The organism is Novosphingobium sp. AAP83 (assembly GCF_001295795.1).
Classification (GTDB): Bacteria; Pseudomonadota; Alphaproteobacteria; order Sphingomonadales; family Sphingomonadaceae; genus Novosphingobium.
Window position 1 is genome coordinate 515,538 of sequence record NZ_LJHY01000016.1, and the last position, 18,323, is coordinate 533,860.

Annotated in this window: 22 protein-coding genes; 8 read left to right on the forward strand and 14 right to left on the reverse strand. The window is 59.5% G+C overall.

Annotated elements, in window-relative coordinates; genetic code table 11:
• Position 1 precedes the first annotated feature (1 nt).
• The 14 genes from moaA to coxB form a co-directional block, all read right to left on the reverse strand.
• Positions 2-1,015, reverse strand: a complete 1,014-nt coding sequence (moaA, locus tag IP81_RS09305; protein WP_369800729.1) for a GTP 3',8-cyclase MoaA — start codon at positions 1,013-1,015, stop codon at positions 2-4.
• A gap of 2 nt (positions 1,016-1,017) precedes the next feature.
• The gene (locus tag IP81_RS09310) at positions 1,018-1,782 is read right to left on the reverse strand and encodes an SDR family oxidoreductase (protein WP_054107681.1); all 765 of its coding nucleotides are present in this window, start codon (positions 1,780-1,782) and stop codon (positions 1,018-1,020) included.
• Positions 1,782-2,156 (reverse strand): dihydroneopterin aldolase, encoded by a 375-nt coding sequence (locus tag IP81_RS09315; protein ID WP_054107682.1) that lies wholly within the window; start codon positions 2,154-2,156, stop codon positions 1,782-1,784. The genes IP81_RS09310 and IP81_RS09315 overlap by 1 nt, the downstream gene beginning before the upstream one ends.
• Positions 2,153-2,665 carry a hypothetical protein gene (locus IP81_RS09320; protein ID WP_231626277.1) on the reverse strand — a complete coding sequence of 171 codons (513 nt, stop codon included), beginning with the start codon at positions 2,663-2,665 and terminating at the stop codon, positions 2,153-2,155. The genes IP81_RS09315 and IP81_RS09320 overlap by 4 nt, the downstream gene beginning before the upstream one ends.
• Positions 2,662-3,549 (reverse strand): class I SAM-dependent methyltransferase, encoded by an 888-nt coding sequence (locus tag IP81_RS09325; protein WP_054107683.1) that lies wholly within the window; start codon positions 3,547-3,549, stop codon positions 2,662-2,664. Before IP81_RS09325 ends, IP81_RS09320 begins: the two co-directional genes overlap by 4 nt.
• A 5-nt stretch (positions 3,550-3,554) precedes the next feature.
• Entirely contained in the window at positions 3,555-4,961 is a 1,407-nt protein-coding gene (thrC, locus tag IP81_RS09330) for a threonine synthase (RefSeq protein ID WP_054107684.1), read from the reverse strand.
• Positions 4,962-5,065: 104 nt separating this feature from the next.
• Positions 5,066-5,635, reverse strand: coding sequence for an SURF1 family cytochrome oxidase biogenesis protein (locus tag IP81_RS09335; RefSeq protein WP_054107774.1), 570 nt, complete (start codon positions 5,633-5,635; stop codon positions 5,066-5,068).
• Positions 5,635-6,006, reverse strand: a complete 372-nt coding sequence (locus IP81_RS09340) for a DUF983 domain-containing protein (protein WP_054107685.1) — start codon at positions 6,004-6,006, stop codon at positions 5,635-5,637. Before IP81_RS09340 ends, IP81_RS09335 begins: the two co-directional genes overlap by 1 nt.
• Positions 6,006-6,827 carry a cytochrome c oxidase subunit 3 gene (locus IP81_RS09345; protein WP_054107686.1) on the reverse strand — a complete coding sequence of 274 codons (822 nt, stop codon included), beginning with the start codon at positions 6,825-6,827 and terminating at the stop codon, positions 6,006-6,008. The genes IP81_RS09340 and IP81_RS09345 overlap by 1 nt, the downstream gene beginning before the upstream one ends.
• Before the next feature lie 81 nt (positions 6,828-6,908).
• On the reverse strand, positions 6,909-7,538 hold the full coding sequence (locus IP81_RS09350) for a cytochrome c oxidase assembly protein (protein ID WP_054107687.1): 630 nt from the start codon (positions 7,536-7,538) through the stop codon (positions 6,909-6,911).
• Between the two features lies 1 nt (position 7,539).
• Complete coding sequence (locus IP81_RS20885) at positions 7,540-7,710, reverse strand: hypothetical protein (RefSeq protein ID WP_197274580.1); 171 nt, start codon at positions 7,708-7,710, stop codon at positions 7,540-7,542.
• Positions 7,710-8,624: a heme o synthase gene (locus IP81_RS09355; protein WP_054107688.1), complete on the reverse strand. Its 915-nt coding sequence runs from the start codon at positions 8,622-8,624 to the stop codon at positions 7,710-7,712. The genes IP81_RS20885 and IP81_RS09355 overlap by 1 nt, the downstream gene beginning before the upstream one ends.
• Before the next feature lie 181 nt (positions 8,625-8,805).
• Positions 8,806-10,497: a cytochrome c oxidase subunit I gene (ctaD, locus tag IP81_RS09360; RefSeq protein ID WP_054107689.1), complete on the reverse strand. Its 1,692-nt coding sequence runs from the start codon at positions 10,495-10,497 to the stop codon at positions 8,806-8,808.
• Between the two features lie 30 nt (positions 10,498-10,527).
• Positions 10,528-11,556, reverse strand: coding sequence for a cytochrome c oxidase subunit II (coxB, locus tag IP81_RS09365; RefSeq protein ID WP_054107690.1), 1,029 nt, complete (start codon positions 11,554-11,556; stop codon positions 10,528-10,530).
• Positions 11,557-11,823: 267 nt separating this feature from the next.
• Here coxB and pyrE point away from each other — a divergent pair, with 267 nt between their 5' ends.
• The 8 genes from pyrE to ruvX are packed head-to-tail and all read left to right on the forward strand — an operon-like array spanning position 11,824 to position 18,293.
• Positions 11,824-12,405, forward strand: coding sequence for an orotate phosphoribosyltransferase (gene pyrE / locus IP81_RS09370; protein WP_054107775.1), 582 nt, complete (start codon positions 11,824-11,826; stop codon positions 12,403-12,405).
• A 6-nt stretch (positions 12,406-12,411) separates the two neighbouring features.
• On the forward strand, positions 12,412-13,524 hold the full coding sequence (locus IP81_RS09375) for a serine hydrolase (protein WP_054107691.1): 1,113 nt from the start codon (positions 12,412-12,414) through the stop codon (positions 13,522-13,524).
• On the forward strand, positions 13,521-14,273 hold the full coding sequence (locus IP81_RS09380) for a pyridoxine 5'-phosphate synthase (RefSeq protein ID WP_054107692.1): 753 nt from the start codon (positions 13,521-13,523) through the stop codon (positions 14,271-14,273). Before IP81_RS09375 ends, IP81_RS09380 begins: the two co-directional genes overlap by 4 nt.
• Before the next feature lie 10 nt (positions 14,274-14,283).
• Positions 14,284-14,703 (forward strand): holo-ACP synthase, encoded by a 420-nt coding sequence (gene acpS, locus IP81_RS09385; protein ID WP_054107693.1) that lies wholly within the window; start codon positions 14,284-14,286, stop codon positions 14,701-14,703.
• Entirely contained in the window at positions 14,700-15,614 is a 915-nt protein-coding gene (gene lepB, locus IP81_RS09390; protein WP_369800727.1) for a signal peptidase I, read from the forward strand. The genes acpS and lepB overlap by 4 nt, the downstream gene beginning before the upstream one ends.
• Before the next feature lie 6 nt (positions 15,615-15,620).
• On the forward strand, positions 15,621-16,694 hold the full coding sequence (locus IP81_RS09395) for an AI-2E family transporter (RefSeq protein ID WP_054107694.1): 1,074 nt from the start codon (positions 15,621-15,623) through the stop codon (positions 16,692-16,694).
• A 16-nt stretch (positions 16,695-16,710) separates the two neighbouring features.
• Positions 16,711-17,829: a DUF3089 domain-containing protein gene (locus IP81_RS09400; protein ID WP_054107695.1), complete on the forward strand. Its 1,119-nt coding sequence runs from the start codon at positions 16,711-16,713 to the stop codon at positions 17,827-17,829.
• Positions 17,826-18,293 carry a Holliday junction resolvase RuvX gene (gene ruvX, locus IP81_RS09405; protein ID WP_054107696.1) on the forward strand — a complete coding sequence of 156 codons (468 nt, stop codon included), beginning with the start codon at positions 17,826-17,828 and terminating at the stop codon, positions 18,291-18,293. The genes IP81_RS09400 and ruvX overlap by 4 nt, the downstream gene beginning before the upstream one ends.
• Positions 18,294-18,323 lie beyond the last annotated feature (30 nt).

Sequence of the window (18,323 nt, forward strand, 5' to 3'; positions counted from 1 at the left end):
GTCAGCCGCCGGTGGTCGACATGTGGCGCGAGACGGCAGGTGCGCCGCCGGGCTTGTCGATCACAAACGAATGGCGCTCCTGCTTTTCGCCCATCGCGCGGGCAAAGGCGGTGGCAAGCTGTTCGTCCGGATTGTCTGACCGCAGCGCGGCGCGCAGATCAACCCGGCCCTCCCCGCCAAGGCACATATAAAGCTGGCCAGTGGCCGTCACACGGATGCGGTTGCAACCTTCGCAGAAGTTTCCGGTAAGTGGCGTAATAAAGCCAAGCCGACCGCCGGTTTGCGCAATATCGACATAGCGCGCAGGTCCACCGGAACGCGCATCGCTGGGGGTTAGGGTCCAGCGCTGTTCCAGATCGCGGCGCACCGCGTCGAGTGGCAGGTAATGATCGAAGCGATCACCTTCGACTTCGCCCAAAGGCATGACTTCGATGAGCGTTACATCATGCCCTTCACCGTGCGCCCATTGGATCAGGTCAGGCAGTGTGGCCTCGTTAATGTCCTTCAGCGCAACCGCGTTAATCTTGATCTTAAGGCCCGCAGCCTTGGCTGCGGCAATGCCTTCAAGCACTTGCGGCAACATATCGCGGCGCGACAGCTTGGCGAAAGCAGCGCGGTCCAGCGTATCGAGCGAGACGTTGATGCGTTTCACGCCTGCCCCTGCCAGATCATCGGCAAATTCGGCAAGACGGGTGCCGTTGGTGGTTAGCGTCAGTTCATCCAGCCCGTCCCCCAGCGTGCGGCCCAAGGCCTGCACCAATTGGATCATATCGCGCCGGACCAGCGGCTCACCACCAGTCAGCCGGATTTTGCGCACACCGCGTTCGATGAAGGCCAGCGCGAGGCGGTGCATTTCTTCAAGCGTCAGAACTTCAGCGCGGGGCAGAAACTCCATGCGTTCGGGCATGCAATAGGCGCAGCGGAGGTCACAGCGGTCTGTCACCGACAGGCGCAGATAGGTGATTCGCCGCGCAAAACGGTCAATCAGCGGCGCATTGGCGGTGGGAGAGGTGATGCTCACTTCTCCATGTATACGAAGTCTCGCGGGTACGATTCAAGGTTTGCGCCCGCATCGACGAAAATAGTCTGTCCCGTGACCGAACGGGCCTGTGCCAAGTAGTGCACGGCATCGGCGATTTCATCGGCTCCGGGCAAGCGCTTGAGTGGCATAATGTCTTCCAGACGCTGCCATTGCGCCGCGTCATAATCAGACGTGGGCAGGATCAGGCCGGGGGCGACACCATTAATTCGCACGCGCGGGGCCATCGCCCTCGCCAATGTGCGCACCGAGGCATGCAGCGCCTGCTTGGACAAGGTATAGCTGATCTGGTCAGGCACCGGGTTCATCACCCGCTGATCGAGGATATTGACCACGCTGCCGCTACGCTCACCCAAAGCCTCGGCAAAAGCGCGGGTGAGCAAGAGCGGCGCAAACATATTGACGCGAAAGTGCTGCTCCAGCTCTACGCTGGTAATCGTATCGGCACGATCATCGTGGAACAGCGAGGCGCAATTCACCAGCAGATCGGGGGAACGGCCCGCAAGCGTTGCCACTTCATCCATCAAATGCGGCGGAAATGCCGGGTCATTAAGATCGCCTGCGAGGGGATAAACCGCAGCCCCAAGCCATTCGAGCTGCGCCTTGAATTCGGCATCGAACGTACTGGCGCGGTGGGCATGCAGCGCAAGGTCCCAGCCCTCTGCCGCCAGCTTGCGAGCGATGGCACCGCCAATGCGCTTCCAACCGCCAGTAACAAGCGCCAGCGGACGCATTTCAGCCATCAGGCGCGACGCTGACGCGTGAGGGTGATCCCGATTTCTTCGCCGTTCTCACTGATCGCCAACTTCACGATTTTCACTTCGGCCCACATAATCCGGTCATCCTGCAAGAACAGTGTTTCGCAGATGTGGTCTGCCACAGCTTCGATCAGCTTGAAATGCACCCCCTCGGGCAAGCCTGTGCTCGCCGCAAATTTCAGGTCCATGTAATTCTTGCTGGCGCTGAGCGGGCAATCAGGCGTGTAGCGATCCTGCACTTTAAGGCCCACACGCATCGAAATGCGCAAGGGTTGCGGACGGCCCGTCTCCTCCGAATAGATCCCGGTCAGGACATCGGTTTCAAGATTGGCGACTTCGAGGATCAGGGTGTCAGTCATAGATAAGCACTCGCATTTTCCCGTCCCCATCTCCAACATTCCTCGCGACAGAAATGATGAAAATCGAGTACATCGGTTACCTGAAGGCCTAGTCGCCGTGCGCCTGTGCTGAAACCCTTTAGCGCATCCTCACCCAGCTCACCGGTAGCAACGTTGCCTTGGTTAACGCAGATTGCCGTAAGAAGAGGTAGTTTTTCTAAGAAGCAAATGTCGAGCAAACGGTCGAGATGTCCGTTAAGTCCGTTCATCTGATGACGAGCTTTAGACCATTCCACACCGCTTGATATCGCAAGTGCTCCATAAGTAGTGCACTCTTGAGCAATTGCTGTTCTCTTCAAATGCGCAAGCGATTTGTTGAAGTTTAATTTCTGCTGTGCTTGAGCGCGGCGGATACGCTCTTCCAAAAGCATAATGTAGAGGGGTTCTGACGTCAGTCCTCTTTCCTCATGGCGATGTATCCACCTCTCTATCTCTGGGAGGGTCTTTATCGTGAGATCGGACTTCATCATGAGTTTTTCCAGCGCGCGAAGATTGCCGTCGGCAGCAAGCGCTCATGCGAGCCTTCTTCCCGAATCGACAAGTCGCCGTGTTCGATGGTGCCGGGCAAGTGCTTCAGCGCCTCGGCCAGCAGTCCGGCGATGGCGAGCGAGGACATGCGCACGGCATAGACCGTCAGAAACAGGAAGCGGCTATCGGCATCAAGCAGTTGCGCGCAATCGGCGATCAGGTTCGGCAAGTTCTCTTCCAAGCGCCACACTTCGCCATCAGGGCCACGCCCGAATTTCGGCGGGTCGAGGATGATGCCGTCATAGCGCTTGGTGCGGCGCACTTCGCGCGCGGCAAACTTGGCCGCATCATCAACGATCCAGCGCACCGGACGGTCCGCCATGCCCGATTGCTCGGCATTGACGCGGGCCTGGGCGACCGACTTCTTCGAAGCATCGACGTGAGTCACGGGGCCATATTGGCTGAGCGACAATGTGCCGACGCCGGTATAGCCGAACAAGTTGAGCGTCGAAGCCTCGCTCTTGCCCGCCAACTGCTCGCCCATCCAATCCCACACCGGGGCCATATCGGGAAAGAAGCCAAGATGGCGGAAGGGTGTGCAGGACGCTTGGAAGCGCACATCGCCGCGCCCCAGTTCCCAGCCATCGCGCGGGACCGGGCCGTTGTACTGCCAGCGACCGCCACCGTCCTCGTCCGATCCGGGCACGAATTCCGCATCGGCGGGCCATTCGGGCACGTTGGGGCTCCATAACGCCTGCGCTTCGGGGCGGACGAAGCGATATTTGCCATAACGCTCCAGCTTGCGCCCATTGCCCGAATCGAGCAGGGCAAAGTCGTCCCAGCCCTCACCGATCATCAGCTTTGGCTGGATATCAAGCGTGGCCATCCGGCTTAGCCGTTCCGCGCCGTGGCGCGCGAGGTGACGTATGCCGCGATTTCATCATAGCCGCCGGTCAGGTGATCGCAGCGCTCTTCACGGTCAAACAGGTCACCCACGCGGGCGGGCAAGCCGGGACGCAGGCCGGTGGCGCGCTCAACCGCGTCAACAAACTTGGCGGGGTGAGCGGTAGCCAGCGTGACGATAGGCACGCCTGCGGGAATGTTTGTGGCAACGCGCGCGGCGTGAAGCGCGATGGCGGTGTGCGGATCAAGCACTTCGCCGCACATCTCATAGGCCCAGCGCATGGCGTTTGCCATATCGCCCGCATCAGCCCGTTCGGAACTGAACAGCGCGGCAGACGATTCGCGCTGCGCGTTGGTGAGCTGAACGGCTTTGGTCGCCTCGAAAGTGCGCATCTGTTCGGCCAAGGCCGCGCCATCGCGTCCGCAGCCATCAAAAAGCAGGCGTTCGAAGTTAGATGAGACCTGAATATCCATCGATGGCGCCGCTGTGGCCGTGACGGTGCTGGCCGAATAATCGCCGGTCGACAATGCGCGGTGGAGGATGTCGTTAACGTTGGTCGCCACGATCAGGCGCTCAATCGGCAAACCCATTTTGGCTGCGACGTAGCCGGCAAACACATCGCCGAAGTTGCCGGTGGGCACCGAAAACGCAACCTTGCGTCCGGGGGCTCCCAATTGCAGTGCGGCGTAGAAATAATACACCACTTGCGCCATCAATCGCGCCCAGTTGATCGAATTGACCGCAGCAATGCCGAAGCGGCCGGTGATTGCGGCATCATTGAACATGCGCTTTACCGTGGCTTGCGCATCATCGAAGCTGCCATCAATCGCGATGTTATAGACGTTGGGCGCGATGACCGTGGTCATCTGGCGGCGCTGCACATCGGACACGCGGCCATGCGGATGCAGCATGAAGATATCGACCTTGGCACGGCCAGCCACGGCATCAATCGCAGCAGAGCCGGTATCGCCCGAGGTGGCACCGACGATGGTCAGGTGATCATCGCCACGTGCAAGGAATTCTTCGAACAGCAGGCCGAGCAATTGCAGCGCAACGTCCTTGAACGCCAGCGTCGGGCCGTGGAACAGTTCAAGCACCCACTGGGTTTCATCAAGCTGCTTGAGCGGCACCACGGCAGCATGGGCAAAGCGGCCATAGGCCTTCTCGCAAAGTTCGAGCAGGCGTTCGCTCGTCAGGCAATCGCCGACGAAGGGCAGCATGATCTTTTGCGCCAGTTGCGCATAGGGCAACCCCGCCATGCCTGCGATCTCGTCTGCGGTGAATTGCGGCCACACTTCGGGCACGTAAAGACCGCCATCGGAAGCGAGGCCTGCGAGCGTAACGCCCTGGAAATCGAGAGAGGGTGCCTGCCCCCGGGTGCTGACGTACTTCATGGGAAAGGCCGGTTAGCGATCACGCGCGCTTGTGGCAAGGATTCTGGGCTCATGCGCGCAATATGCTCCCTTCCGTCCGTGTCAGGCAGGGAGCGCGTTCGCGCCTATTTACGCTCGCGCCAGCGTTTGCGCAGGGCAATGGCATAGATCACCAATGCGACCAGTGCGAAGAATATCCACTGCACCGCATAGGCCAAGTGGTTGTTGGCAATGTCGTTGGGATCGGGGCGGGCGTTGGCGGCAAGGCCCGCAAGAGGGGGATCAGCAACGAGTTTGGGGCCGGGCGCGATCCATCCGGTTACCGTGCCGCCAGACCAAGCCACAATGGCTGGCGTCTGGGCGAGGCCGAGGACGACCTCTACATTGGCGCCTGTCGCGGATTTGCAGGTTACGATCTGCGCAATGCCCGCATCACCCTTGGCATTGCGGCCTGATCTGGAGGTGGGATTGGCTGTGGAAAGGCAATCTATCGACGTGCGGTGATAGAGCGCCGCTTCAACCCCGGCAGGGTCACTTGGGAAAGGCATCTGCGCCGAAGATGCCTGCGCGGTGGTATAGCGTGCCATCATCGCGTCTTTTTCGTGCATCCGTTCAACCTGCCACAGGCTCAGGCGGATCATTACGCCAACGGCACACAGCACGATGATCGTAGGCAAAACCGGCACGCGGCGCATCACAGCAGACCTTCTTTTTGCAGCCGCGCCATCAGGACAATGGCTTTGGCAAAGCGCAGCGCGCCAATCACGGTAAGCGGTACGACACTTCCCCATAGCGGCACCAGCACCCACACGGGCAATTGCATCACCTCATCCAGTTTCAGCGCAACGAAGATCAGCAGTACGGTGACCGGCAGGACGACGATGTAAAGGCCACGGCCCTTGGGTTCATGGCGCCCGAAGTCTTGCCCGCAAGCACGGCAAATGTCCGCAAGGGTCGCCGGGCCGCCCCATAGGCCCTTAGCCCCGCAGCAGGGGCACAAACCGAAAAGGGCAGCCTGGGTGATGCCCGGCTGCCCCTTCGTCTTCTGGCTTTCGCCGTTTGCCATCAGTGGACCGGATAGCCCCAGCTGCCCCATACATAGATGGCGACAAACAAGAACAACCACACCACGTCAACAAAGTGCCAGTACCATGCGGCAGCTTCAAAGCCGAAGTGCTGGCGCGGGGTGAAGTGGCCCTTGTAAGCGCGGATCAGGCAGACGATCAGGAAAATCGTGCCGACGATCACGTGGAAACCGTGGAATCCTGTTGCCATGTAGAACGACGAACCGAATGTGTTCACACCGAACGCAAAAGGCGCGGCTGAGTATTCGTAAGCCTGAATGGCAGAAAACACGAGGCCGAGGATGATGGTCGCCCACAGACCCTTCTTGAGGCCATCGCGATCACCATGGATCAGCGCGTGGTGCGCCCAGGTGAGTGTAGTGCCCGAGCAGAGCAAGATCAGCGTGTTCAGCAAAGGCAGATCGAACGGGTCCATGACCGCTTCGATCGCCTTTGGTGGCCATTGACCGGCAACCGATTCGGCCAGCTCCGAAGGGAACAGCGAGAAATCGAAGAAGGCCCAGAACCAGCCGACGAAGAACATCACTTCCGAAGCGATGAACAGTATCATGCCGTAGCGCTGATGAAGTTGCACGACCGGCGTGTGATCGCCAGCATGCGCTTCCTTAATGACCTTGCCCCACCACGAGAAAAACGTGACGATAACGCCCAGCAGGCCGAGGTAGAAAGTTGCGGTGCCACCTGCCATCTTGTGCATCCACAAGACACCACCCGTGGCCATCGTCAGCGCAGAAAATGCGCCTACAATCGGCCAGATGTCGGGCGGCAGAATGTGATAATCGTGGTTCTTTGCGCCGGCCATGATCGTCGAAATCCCCCAGTCAGGTCTGGTCAAATAAGTGTGGTCCAAACGTGATGTTCGGAACGCAGGTTTAAGTGGCCTTTATCGCCGCACTCGCGCCGGGTCCAGAGGCTTTTCCATCGATAGTGCGATGGGCTTCTCCAGCGCCGCAGCCGCACTCTCGGCAGTTTCGGTAAAGGTGTAGCTGAGCGTGATCTCTTCGATGTTCTTTGCCGAAGGATCATCAAGGATCGCCGGATCCACGTAATAGATCACGGGCATACGCACATCCGCGCCTGCCAGCAGTTTTTGTTCGGTAAAGCAGAAGCATTGAATTTTGTTGAAATATTTGCCTGCCTGTTCGGGCGAGACGTTGAACATCGCGGTGCCGGTGATAGTCCGGCCAGACAGGTTACGCGCGCGATATGTCGCGATCTTGCGCTCGCCCAGTCGCAGGTCTTGCTTGATCTGTTCGGGCTTGAACTCCCACGGCAGCGTTTGCGCGACATTGGCATCAAAGCGCACCGTGATAGCTTTTCCGGCGATTTTGACACCCGACGCAGTGAGCGCATCTGCGCGTTGCGTCGTGCCTCCGTATCCTGTGACCTGACAGAACAGGCGATAGAGTGGCACCGAGGCGTAACCGAGCCCAAGCATCGTCAGCGCGCCTGTTGCCGCCACCATTGCAACGCGGCGGTTCTTGCGAGGGTCAGCAATAACGCGAACGACCATCTTATCCGGCTCCGCCCGTCTGCGCGGTGATTTTCACGATCGAGATGGCGAAGAACAAGATGGCAAACGAGATCAGTACGATGCCGAGCACTTTGTTGCGGCTGCGCTGACGCTGACGATAGAGCTCTGTTTGCTCAGGCGTCATGGGTTCGAGCTTCCGGGGTTCAATCATCACTGCCAGCCTTGCACCGTGGCAAGCCGGTCAATCACCAACATGCCAAAAAGAACGAAAAGATAGAGTATCGAGAATTTGAACAATTGTTTTTCGGGCTTCATGCCATCGCTCGGAACCGAAACCCGCAAGCCAACCTTGATCGAAAGCGCGGCGAACACGAGGCCCAAAACCAAAGCGGTTACGCCGTAAATTACACCTGCTCCGCCGATCCACCAAGGGGCCAGCGTAACCGGCAAAAGCGCAACAGCGTAAGCTGCGATCTGGTGACGGGTTGAGCGCTCTCCAGCGACGACCGGCATCATTGGAATACCGACCTTTGCATAATCGATCTGCACGAACAGCGCGAGTGCCCAGAAGTGTGGCGGCGTCCACATGAAGATGATCAGGAACAGCAGAACCGGCATCAGCGTAATGTCGCCGGTGACCGCGATCCAGCCGATCAGCGGCGGAAAGGCCCCTGCTCCGCCACCGATTACGATGTTCTGCGGGGTGCGCGGCTTCAACCAGACAGTGTATATCCACGCATAGTAGAAGATTGAAAAGGCAAGAATGGCAGCGGCCAGCCAACCAACGCCAAGGCCCATCGTAAACACCGAACCGCCCGAAAGCGCAAAACCGAAATCGCGCGCCGATGTGCGATCCATCCGGCCCGCTGGCACAGGGCGCGCAGCGGTGCGCTTCATTCCGGCGTCAAGGTCAGCCTCCCACCACTGGTTCAACGCAGCAGCGCCACCAGCGCCCACTGCGATGCACAAGATCGCCGTAAAGGCGATCACGGGGTGAATGGTGCCGGGCGCGGCAAGCAGTCCGCAGATACCGGTGAAGATCACCAGCGTCATGACGCGCGGCTTGGTCAGCGCGAAAAAATCGCGCCAATCGGCGGGGAGCGGGAGGGTTTGTCCTGATTCCATGGTTGGTCGCGCCTATACGCGCGCTTGATGCGAGAGGAAAGCGAAACGGGACAGGGTGTGAATTGAGGGCAGGTTTTGGCGGTTTTGCGAACGGACGACCTACTCCGGAGGGCGCCCGGGTCACCAACGAAAAAGGCCCCCGGGTTTCCCCGGAGGCCTGTTTTCTGGTTCGCGATCAAGCTCAGTGTGCGTGCGCAGCATCGTCGATCACGGGAAGGGTTTCAAACTGATGGAACGGCGGCGGCGAGGACAACGTCCACTCCAGCGTAGTTGCGCCTTCCCCCCAGTAATTGGCAGGAGCCTTCTTACCGGCGAGATAAGCATAAGCCATGTTGATGAAGAATATCGCGATCGAGGCGGCCATGATCACATAGCCAATCGAGGCAACCCAGTTCCAGTGCGCAAAGGCTTCAGCGTAGTCAGGATAGCGACGTGGCATGCCCTGAACGCCGAGGAAGTGCATCGGGAAGAAGATCAGGTTCACGCCGACGAAGAACACCCAGAACTGCAAGTGCGAGAGGAACTCGCTGTGCATCCGGCCGCTCATCTTTGGGAACCAGTAGAAGAACCCGGCGAAGAGCGAGAACACGGCACCCAGCGACAGCACGTAGTGGAAGTGGGCAACCACGTAGTAGGTGTCGTGCAGGTTATCGTCGATACCGCCATTGGCAAGCACAACGCCGGTGACGCCGCCCACCGTGAACAGGAAGATGAAGCCCATTGCCCAAACCATTGGCGATTTGAATTCAAGGCTACCGCCCCACATCGTCGCAATCCACGAGAAGATCTTGATGCCGGTGGGCACTGCGATCACCATAGTGGCCGCGGTGAAGTACATCTTGGTGTTTACGTCGAGACCGGTGGTGTACATGTGGTGTGCCCACACGATGAAACCGACCACGCCGATGGCGACCATTGCGTAAGCCATGCCGAGGTAACCGAACACGGGCTTCTTCGAGAAGGTCGAGATGATCTGGCTGATGATGCCGAAGCCCGGCAAGATCATGATGTAAACTTCGGGGTGACCGAAGAACCAGAACAAGTGCTGATACAGTACAGGGTCACCGCCGCCTGCTGGATCGAAGAAGGTGGTGCCAAAGTTGCGGTCGGTCAGCAGCATGGTGATGGCAGCAGCCAGAACTGGCAGAGCGAGCAGCAAGAGGAACGCGGTAACCAACACCGACCACACGAACAGCGGCATCTTGTGCAGAGTCATCCCCGGCGCACGCATGTTGAAGATGGTGGTAATGAAGTTTACCGCACCCAGGATCGAGCCAGCGCCCGACAGGTGGAGCGAGAAGATCGCGAAGTCGACAGCAGGACCGACCGAGCCTGAAGTGGAAAGCGGTGCGTAAACCGTCCAGCCCGTACCGGCGCCCTGCCCCGTACCGCCCGGCATGAATGCCGAGAACATCAGCGAGCAGAAGCCGACGAATGTGAGCCAGAAGGACACGTTGTTCATGCGCGGGAAGGCCATGTCTGGCGCGCCGATCATGAGCGGGACGAACCAGTTGCCAAAGCCGCCGATGATCGCCGGCATGACCATGAAGAACACCATGATCAGGCCGTGCGCGGTGATCAGCACGTTCCACAAGTGGAGTTGCTCGTCAAAGCTTGGATTGGCTGTGCCGAGCAATTCAGCGAAATACCCGAGATACTGGATACCGGGATAGGCCAGTTCAGCACGCATCATGCCGGAAACGGCACCACCGATGATCCCTGCGAAAATCGCGAAAATCAGGTAGAGTGTACCGATATCTTTGTGGTTGGTTGACATGAACCACCGAGCGAAGAAGCCCGGCTTGTGATCATGATCGTGGTCGTGCGCATGATCGTGCGCATCGAAGCCTTCGTTTGCGGGTATGGTGGCCATTTCGGTCAAACCTTGTCCATGAACCTAGCGTCAGGCCGCTGGTGCTGCAGGAGCAGAATCAGCAACCGGGGCGGGGGCAGCAGGTGCCGCAGCGGTTTTCGCCGCAGGACCAACCGTACCGCCGGGTTGAGTTTTCACCCAAGCCTCAAACTTATCGCGTGGCAGCGCTTCGACCGCGATTGGCATATAGCCATGGCGAGCGCCGCACAATTCGGAGCACTGGCCATAATAAACGCCGGGCTCATTGATGATCAGCACTTTTTCGTTGATGCGGCCGGGAACAGCGTCAAGCTTGAACCAGAGCGAAGGCACCGCAAAAGCGTGGATCACATCCGAACCAATAGTCTGGATGCGGATCGGTTCGCCCACAGGAACAACCATGCGGTTATCAACTGCAAGCTGCGAAGGCTCGCCATTCTTGAGGGCATCTTCGTGCGACAACATGTTCGAAACAACTTCGAACCCGCCGTTGTCGGGGTAAGTGTAACCCCAGTACCACTGGTAGCCCGTCACCTTAACAGTGACTGCGCCCTTGGGCGCAGGATCATACTGATGCGCCAGAAGGCGGATCGAGGGGACCGCGATGACCACAAGGATCAACACCGGAACCAGCGTCCAGATTACTTCGATCAGCGTGTTATGGCTGGTTTTCGAAGCAACAGGATTTGCGCGCTTATTGAACTTGGCCATCACGACCAGCAATAGGCCGAGCACCAGCAGCGAGATGATGACGATCACCGGCATCAGCAGGACATCGTGCATCCACAGCGCTTCTTTGCCGGTATCGGCATACTGGTCCTGGAAAGTCCACCCATTGGCAACCGGCTGGCCCTTGCCGGGCGTCGGCTTCATGGGAACGTAGTACCCTTTATCAACGGTCACGGCAACTGCGTCGGCAGCAGGTGCTCCCGAATCAGGAGCGGTAACCATTGGCGCGACAGCAGCAACTGGTGCGACAGGTGCAGCGGCAATTGCCTGCGTTCCCAGCGTCAGTGCGGCGACAACGCCAAGGGTCCTAATTGCTTTGCCCATGGTGCGGGCGGTATCAGCAAGACTCATCGTCTAAGTTTCCGCTTTTCCCTGTTTGCGAACGCTTGCGCGCTGCATAGAAAAGACGCTTTCACGCCTCATCTGGTCCCTAGAATGATCCGCCCTATACGCGCGGTTGTCATAAGCCTCAAGCGGTTGGATGCCTTTTTTTCCGCGCAAGCGCACACCCATTCGGGCAGTGTCCTTTTGGCCAACGGACAAGCGTGTCGAAAAGAGTTGCCGCAAACCTTCGCAAGCGCCATTTGCGCACGCACTTTCATGACCTTCAGGTGTTTCATGCTCGAAGACGAGATCCTTTCCGAATTCCGTGCCAGCCAAGCCTTGCTTGAAGGACACTTCCTGCTTTCGTCAGGCCGGCACAGCGCGCACTATCTGCAATGCGCCCGCGTGCTGATGGACCCGATGCGGGCATCGCGGCTTGCTGTGGCGATTGCCCAAAAGATCCCGCGCGAAATCCGTCAGCAAATTCAAAAGGTTGTCGCCCCCGCGATGGGTGGCGTGATCATCGGGCACGAGATGGGCCGCGCGCTGGGCGTTGACGCAATGTTTGTCGAACGTCCCACTGGCACGTTTGAATTGCGCCGTGGCTTTACGCTGAACCCTGGCGATAAAGTGCTGATGGTCGAAGATGTGGTCACCACCGGTCTGTCCAGCCGCGAGGCTATTGCCGCCATCGAAGCGGCAGGGGGCGAAGTGATCGCGGCTGCGTCATTGATCGACCGTTCCGCTGGCGCGGTCGATCTGGGCGTACCGTTCTTCCCGCTGGTTGCGCTCAATTTCCCCACTTATGCGCCTGATGAACTGCCACCGGAACTGGCCGCGAGCACGGCCGTCAAGCCCGGCAGCCGGAAGGAATAGGCACAAATGAGCAGGCTCCTTGGCTATGCGGCGGCGCTGACGCTGGGAGGCGTTTCGGCAGGCGCACAGCCTGCCGTGCCGCAGATACTGAATACTGCCGCCGTCACCGCAGCGCTCAACCCTGAAACCGCGCCCGGCACAATCCTGATCGCGCGCGGTGATCATATGGTGTTCGAAAGCACGGTCGGCACAATCGCTCCTGGTGGCAATACCCCTCACCAGCTAGGCGCGGTGTGGCGCTGGGCGTCGGTGACCAAGCAAGTGACCGCCACCATTGCGATGCAGGAAGTCACCGCTGGTCGGCTCGATCTTGACGCGCCCATCAACCGCTACCTTCCGGACAGCAAGGCGCCCTACGCCCGCCGCATCACTGCGCGGATGCTGATGCAGCACGTCTCGGGCCTGCCGCGCACCTCAGAAGGCCCCATCGGCAGGGACGATTGGCCAACCTTCTACATGGTAGACCTCAGCAGCCCCGAAACCGGGCGGACATGGTGTGAAGGGCCAACTGCCCGTGAACCGGGATCCGAGTTCTTTTACGGTGACTGCGATTTCATCATGATGACCGCGGTGATCGAGGCAACCAGCGGCAAATCTTACGCCACCTTGATTGCCGAGCGGATCGCACAACCGCTCGGCCTCAAAAGCGTCGGCCTGTTCCCCCGCGCCGAACCCACAGTGGCGGGCTATGCCGGCGGCAAGCAGGAGACATCAGCATTCCGGCTTGAGAATTTCGGCGGTGCTGGCGCTTTATACGGCACGACATACGATCTGCTTGCCTTCGATCGCGCTCTGATGACAGGCAAACTGCTGCCCGAGGCCCAGCGCAACGTGATGTGGGACGGCAAGCCCCAATATGGCTATGCGGCTTTGGGCCAATGGTCGTTCAGCGTGCCGCTCAAGGATTGCGGCGATACGCCTGTCCGCATTGTCGAGCGGCGCGGCTTTATTGGCGGCGTGGTAATGCGCAATATCATTTTGCCCGATCTGGATATGGTGATCATTATGACTTCGAACCGGGCCGAAGCCGAGGCTGCCTATGGCGAAATCTGGCAACAGGCAGGCATTACCCATGATGTGATCCGTGCCGCCTTGTGTACGACAGGAACTCCGCGTTGAACCAGCCCCAACATCCCCTCAGGCCCCATAGTCTAAGGCTGGGCGTGAATATCGATCACGTCGCCACCATCCGCAACGCACGCGGCGGGGATCATCCCGATCCGGTGCGCGCAGCAGAAATTGTCGCCAGCGTGGGCGGCGATGGCATCACCGCGCACTTGCGTGAGGATCGCCGTCACATTCGCGATGAGGACTTGGCGCGCATTCAGGCGGCGACCAATCTGCCCTTGAACCTTGAAATGGCGGCGACCGACGAGATGGTCGAGATCGCGCTGCGCCATATGCCCCATGCGGCCTGCATTGTGCCCGAACGCCGCGAGGAGCGCACGACCGAGGGTGGGCTGGATGCGGCTGGCTTGCACAACCGGCTTGCGCCCATCGTTTCGCGCCTGACCGATGCTGGCATCCGCGTCAGCCTGTTCATCGCGCCGGAACCGCGCCAGATCGAAGCCGCGCTGAAGCTGGGCGTACCGGTGGTGGAACTGCACACTGGTGAATATGCCCATGCCGAAGGTGAGCAGGTTGCCGTCGAACTCAAGCGCATTGCCGATATGGCGGCGCTGGCAGCGGTTAATGGCATCGAGCCCCATGCAGGCCATGGCTTGACCTATGAAAACGTCCAGCCGATTGCTGCGATTCCGCAACTGGCCGAATTGAACATCGGCCACTATCTGATCGGCGAGGCCATCTTTGTCGGGCTGGAATCAGCCGTGCGGCGGATGCGCGATCTGATGGACGAGGCGCGGTGAGTTCGCCTGCATGATCATCGCCATCGGATCAGACCTCTGCAACATTGAGCGTATCCAGAACTCGCTTGATCGATTTGGCGAACGCTTTCTCAACCGCGTGTTTACCGAGGTGGAGAAAGCCAAGGCAGAGCGTCGCCCGTTTACCAAAGCGGGCACACTGGCCAAACGCTTTGCCGCCAAGGAAGCTTTTTCGAAGGCGGTTGGAACAGGGTTCAAGGCAGGCGTGTTCATGAAAAACATCGGCGTGGTCAACGCAAAGTCGGGTGCGCCGACGCTGGCACTCTCCGGCGGCGCAGCAGCCCGGCTTGCCGCGATCACGCCTGAAGGCCATGAAGCCTTCGTCCACCTTACGCTGACCGATGATCACCCCTGGGCGCAGGCTTTCGTGGTGATTGAGGCCCGCCCTCTTGCCGGAATAGTGACATCTTGACCGAACCTGACGCCCTGCCGCCCACGGAAGACTTGTCCCCTCCTCCACCACCGCCTGAAAGCGGGATTGACTGGTGGGGAGAAATTCGCGGGCTTTTGGCGATGCTGGTGGCTGTGGTTCTGTTCCACAGCTTCATTGCCAAACCGTTTTACATCCCTTCGATCTCGATGATGCCCAACCTGCTGGTGGGCGACCGGTTGATCGTATCAAAATACCCCTATGGCTGGTCGTGGGTCTCGGCATCGTTCCACGTGCTACCGCGCGGCGACAGGCGGATTCTTCCCGCCACGCCGCAATATGGCGATGTGGTGATCGCAGTCCCGCCGGATCGCGACGAGGATTACATCAAGCGGGTGATCGCATTGCCGGGAGACCGGATTGCGGTGATTCACGGTCAGATCATCCTCAATGGCAAGCTTGTGCCGCAACAGGTGGAGCCGCCGGTACAAATCCCCGCCGATCCGCAAATTTCCTGCGATGACGCGCCGTGTTACGACGTATTCGAGCGATATCGCACGCGGCTGGCCGATGGGCGCGAAGTCTATGAGCTTCCCGCTTTCCGCGAAATCCTGCCCAATGGAGCCAGCTATGTGATTATCGATCACACGGATCAGGTGCTCGACAATTACCCCGAAACACGCGTTCCCGAAGGCCATGTGTTCTTGATGGGCGACAACCGCGATCACTCTGCCGATAGCCGCGCTTCGATTGAAGAGCGCGGATTGGGCGGGCCGGTACCATTGGCCAATGTCGGCGGTCGCGCCGAATTCATCACATTCTCGCTCGACGGCAGCGAATCATGGAATCCGCTCACGTGGTGGTCGGCTTTGCGCGGCGGGCGCGCTTGGAACAGATTGCGCCCCGAACTGCGCCGTCCCCCTGCCCCTGTCCCTGTCCCTGCAGAGCGTTGAACCGGAATGGATCAGCCTGAAACCACATTGCATACAGGGGCGCACGCTGGCCCCAGCGATATTTCCGACGGCCTGATCAAGCGCGAGGCCAAAAAGGCCGCTGTGTGGCTGAGCGTTGCCGGGCTGTTCGCTCTCGTTGTGATCCTTGCGCAGCCGATCATGGTGATTATCGGCGGCATCGTCTTTGCCGCGATGATTGATGGCGGACAGCGGCTGATCGCAAGGGTTGCGCCTTTTCTGCCGCGCGGCGTGCGTATCACGATGGTATTGCTGGGGGCGCTGTCCTTTTTTGTCTGGCTGGTAACATTTGCAGGCGGCCAGATCGCTGCCCAAGCTGCTGAATTTCCGGCGCTTGTCGAGGCGCAACTTGGCCGGTTGATGGTCTGGGCCGCAAGCCACGGCTTTTCGATGCAGGACTTCAACTTGCAGCAAGTGGCAGGCCAGGTGCTGGGCAGTGTGGGGCAAGTGACCAGCGCACTGGGCGGCTTGTTTGGCGGCTTCACCACCGCCTTCCTTATCTTTATCCTGTCGATCTACTTTGTGATCGAACCCGATCTGTACCGGCGCGGCTTTGCGTGGATGCTGCCTGAAGAGAGCCGCGATCACTTTGAAGGCATGGCCGTGCGGATGGGCCGCGCCTTGCGCATGTTGCTGTTCGGGCGCTTGCTGGGCATGACGGTTGAAGGTGTGGCGACATGGGCGATGCTGGCCTGGTGGGGCGTGCCCATGGCCGCACTGCTAGGGCTGTTGACCGGTTTGCTTGCCTTTCTGCCCAACATTGGCGCGCCAATTTCGGGACTGCTCATGGTTATCGTGGGCTTTTCCGGCGGTACGGAAATGGGGCTTTATTGCATCGCAGTCTATATAATCGTGCAATCCGTGGATGGTAACATTATCGTGCCGATGGTAGCCAAGCGCACGGCAGACTTGGCCCCCGCGCTGGTACTGGGCGCGCAGTTGGTATTTGGTCTGCTGTTTGGAATTTTGGGGCTGATGCTGGCTGATCCGATTGTCGCGATGATCAAGATCGCGCTAGAACGGCAAGCCGCACGCAACGACGCCAATCGCGTCACGGATTGATCAAGGGGGCCAAACTGTGGCGCGCAAGTTCCTGTATCTCGTCGCGATCCTGATCGCTTTGGCCTTGGCAGTGCTGTTTGTGTTGCGCGTCTGGTCAACCGAGCTGACGCGCTATGCCTTTGTGCCGCAAGTGGTATTTCAAAAGCAAGAGCCCTTGCCGACTGGCGCTTATGCCAATCGGGCAATGTGGATTTCACGGCCCGATATCGGCGCGAAGGACCCTGCGCAATGGGCACCGCAAGGTGTCGCGCGCCAGCAAGGCAAGGCCGCTGTCTTCTTCATCCACCCATCATCCTACCTTGCCCGCGCTTTCTGGAATGCTCCTGTCACCGAACCCGATAGCGCGCGCCGCGCCGATTACTTCGTCAACGCCATGGCTTCGGCCTTTAACGGGCAGGCGCAAGTTTGGGCACCACGCTATCGCCAGGCTGCGTTTGGCACTTTCCTGACAGACCAGCCCGAAGCCCAGCAGGCGCAGGATGTGGCCTATGCCGATGTGCTGGTGGCGTTTGATGCGTTCCTTGCGGCGGCGCCACAAGATGCACCGATTGTGCTAGCGGGGCATAGCCAGGGCGCGTTGCACCTTATGCATCTGTTGAAAGATCGTATTGCGGGCAAACCCTTGGCTGCGCGCGTTGTGGCAGCGTACCCGATTGGCTGGCCCATTTCGGTGGAACACGATCTTCCGGTCATGGGCCTGCCATCTTGCAATGCCCCCGATCAAAAAGGGTGCATCATGTCATGGAGCAGCTTTGCAGAACCGGCAGACCCGGCGATGATACTTGATGCCTATCGTGCACGCCCGGCACTGGATGGCAAGGCAAAGGGCACGCAAGCCGTGCTTTGCACCAATCCGTTGACCGGGCGCACCGGCGGCAGTGCTCCGGCATCGGCAAATCTGGGCACACTTCGCCCTTCTAACGATGCCCCCAGCGGGGAAATCATTCCCAAAGCCGTGCCAGCGCGTTGCGATGACACGACCGGCCTGCTCATGCTGGGTGACCCGCCGGAACTGGGGCCATATGTGTTGCCCGGCAACAATTACCACATCTATGACATCCCGCTATTCTGGATTAACCTTCGCGCTGATGTGGCGCGGCGCACGCAGGCTTGGGAAGCATTGCGCCAACCATGATCTGCGATTCTGTCATTGATATGCGCGCGGCCCTGCCTGAAGGCGGCGTGTTGCTGGGCCTCGATACGGGCACCAAGACCATCGGCTTGGCGCTGTGCGATCCGCTCTGGCGCTTTGCCACAGCGGGCAAGACCATCCGGCGCACCAAGTTTGCGGCTGACAAGACGCAATTGCAGGCGCTCGTGGCCGAACGACAGGTCAAAGGGCTGGTGATCGGCCTGCCGTTGAACATGGACGGATCAGGCAGTCCGCGATCACAAGGCGCGCGGGCGATGGCGCGCAATCTGGAAGATTTGGGTCTGCCCATTCTGATGTGGGACGAACGCTGGACCACGCAAGCAGCCGAGCGCGCGATGATCGAACAGGATTTCAGCCGCGCCAAACGGGCTGAACGGATCGATTCGCATGCCGCCGCGCTGATCCTGCAAGGGGCTATTGATGCGCTAGCGGGAAGCGCGTTCTAGAATTAACCGTTCACCTAAAACACTTGAAAT

What these genes read in the sequence shown, in the direction of transcription:
- IP81_RS09310 (WP_054107681.1), bottom strand. Translation starts at nt 1,782, where the DNA reads ATGGCTGAAATGCGTCCGCTGGCGCTTGTTACTGGCGGTTGGAAGCGC.
- IP81_RS09315 (WP_054107682.1), bottom strand. Translation starts at nt 2,156, where the DNA reads ATGACTGACACCCTGATCCTCGAAGTCGCCAATCTTGAAACCGATGTC.
- IP81_RS09320 (WP_231626277.1), bottom strand. Translation starts at nt 2,665, where the DNA reads ATGATGAAGTCCGATCTCACGATAAAGACCCTCCCAGAGATAGAGAGG.
- IP81_RS09325 (WP_054107683.1), bottom strand. Translation starts at nt 3,549, where the DNA reads ATGGCCACGCTTGATATCCAGCCAAAGCTGATGATCGGTGAGGGCTGG.
- thrC (WP_054107684.1), bottom strand. Translation starts at nt 4,961, where the DNA reads ATGAAGTACGTCAGCACCCGGGGGCAGGCACCCTCTCTCGATTTCCAG.
- IP81_RS09335 (WP_054107774.1), bottom strand. Translation starts at nt 5,635, where the DNA reads ATGCGCCGCGTGCCGGTTTTGCCTACGATCATCGTGCTGTGTGCCGTT.
- IP81_RS09340 (WP_054107685.1), bottom strand. Translation starts at nt 6,006, where the DNA reads ATGGCAAACGGCGAAAGCCAGAAGACGAAGGGGCAGCCGGGCATCACC.
- IP81_RS09345 (WP_054107686.1), bottom strand. Translation starts at nt 6,827, where the DNA reads ATGGCCGGCGCAAAGAACCACGATTATCACATTCTGCCGCCCGACATC.
- IP81_RS09350 (WP_054107687.1), bottom strand. Translation starts at nt 7,538, where the DNA reads ATGGTCGTTCGCGTTATTGCTGACCCTCGCAAGAACCGCCGCGTTGCA.
- IP81_RS20885 (WP_197274580.1), bottom strand. Translation starts at nt 7,710, where the DNA reads ATGATTGAACCCCGGAAGCTCGAACCCATGACGCCTGAGCAAACAGAG.
- IP81_RS09355 (WP_054107688.1), bottom strand. Translation starts at nt 8,624, where the DNA reads ATGGAATCAGGACAAACCCTCCCGCTCCCCGCCGATTGGCGCGATTTT.
- ctaD (WP_054107689.1), bottom strand. Translation starts at nt 10,497, where the DNA reads ATGGCCACCATACCCGCAAACGAAGGCTTCGATGCGCACGATCATGCG.
- coxB (WP_054107690.1), bottom strand. Translation starts at nt 11,556, where the DNA reads ATGAGTCTTGCTGATACCGCCCGCACCATGGGCAAAGCAATTAGGACC.
- pyrE (WP_054107775.1), top strand. Translation starts at nt 11,824, where the DNA reads ATGCTCGAAGACGAGATCCTTTCCGAATTCCGTGCCAGCCAAGCCTTG.
- IP81_RS09375 (WP_054107691.1), top strand. Translation starts at nt 12,412, where the DNA reads ATGAGCAGGCTCCTTGGCTATGCGGCGGCGCTGACGCTGGGAGGCGTT.
- acpS (WP_054107693.1), top strand. Translation starts at nt 14,284, where the DNA reads ATGATCATCGCCATCGGATCAGACCTCTGCAACATTGAGCGTATCCAG.
- IP81_RS09395 (WP_054107694.1), top strand. Translation starts at nt 15,621, where the DNA reads ATGGATCAGCCTGAAACCACATTGCATACAGGGGCGCACGCTGGCCCC.
- ruvX (WP_054107696.1), top strand. Translation starts at nt 17,826, where the DNA reads ATGATCTGCGATTCTGTCATTGATATGCGCGCGGCCCTGCCTGAAGGC.